This window comes from Arthrobacter sp. HMWF013 (assembly GCF_003061105.1).
GTDB lineage: Bacteria > Actinomycetota > Actinomycetes > Actinomycetales > Micrococcaceae > Arthrobacter.
The window spans coordinates 1-1,005 of sequence record NZ_QAIQ01000565.1; the positions used below are offsets into that span (position 1 = coordinate 1).

General features: G+C 65.4%; 1 pseudogene. It reads right to left on the minus strand.

Annotated elements, in window-relative coordinates:
- Positions 1–578 precede the first annotated feature (578 nt).
- Positions 579–908: pseudogene (locus DBR22_RS25270) on the minus strand (FAD-dependent monooxygenase); the annotation flags it as partial.
- Positions 909–1,005: the final 97 nt, after the last annotated feature.

Consider the following 1,005-nt stretch of genomic DNA (forward strand, 5'->3'; position numbering starts at 1 on the left):
ACCCGTTGCCGTGCGGTGTAGGCCGTGTCCTGGATGAAGGAGTCCACGAGGTCCTGGACGGTCAATGTTGAGCTGGCCGTTCCATAGACGTAGAAGTCGGGCCTGACCAGCACGGCCGTGGCATCCAGCTCATCCAGCCACTCACGGTAGGTGCCGTCGGCGTCGATGACCGGATTCCCCGGTCCTTCCGCGCTGAGCGTGGCGAAAGTGATGCCAAGATCGGACAGCGCCGCCATTTTGGTCTTGTCGAGGCTGCCCAGGAGCCGGCCGTCCTTGACGAGCAGCAGACCCCCGCCCAAGGTGTCATCGGCACGGGTGACGGGCCCTTCGGGCGTGGTCTGGACGCGTCCCTGGACGGAAATCATCCCTCCGGCTGTCCCCTGGTGCACTCCCTGGCCGAGCTTGGGGTTCGGCGGTGCGGGCGGCTGGGCGCCGTCCTGTCGTGCCTTGATCATGCGCGCGTCGCGTTCGGCCGCTTCGGCGGTGTCGGTGATGCAGATGACCCGGCCGAGCTCCATGGAGAAATCGATGAAACGCGAAACATGCGGGGTGCGCTCGGTGCCGTAGCTGTCCAGGAGGGCGTCGTCACTGACTCCCCGCAGGACGGCGTCAAGCTTCCATGACAGGTTCATCGCGTCACGGACGCCGGCGCCCAGGCCTTGGCCAGCAAAGGGAGGCATCAGGTGTGCGGCGTCACCTGCGAGGAGGATCCTGCCTTTGCGCCACTGCTTGGCCCACCCGGCCTGGAACGTGTAGACCGAGTGGCGTTCCAGTTCGGCGTTGCTGCTGTCGATGCCGAAGGGTGCCAGCATTTTCCATGCAGTCGTCGTCGTGTTCAGTTCCTCCGCTGTTTCGTGAGGCAGGCGCATGAATTCCCAGCGGCGTCGTCCCGGGCCGCCGGGGACCATGGTGGCCGGCCGGGAAAAGTCGCAGGTCTGGCTGGCAACATGGGGGAACTTTAGGGATGGCAGCGGCTTGACGTCCACAACCAGCCAGTCGTAGAAG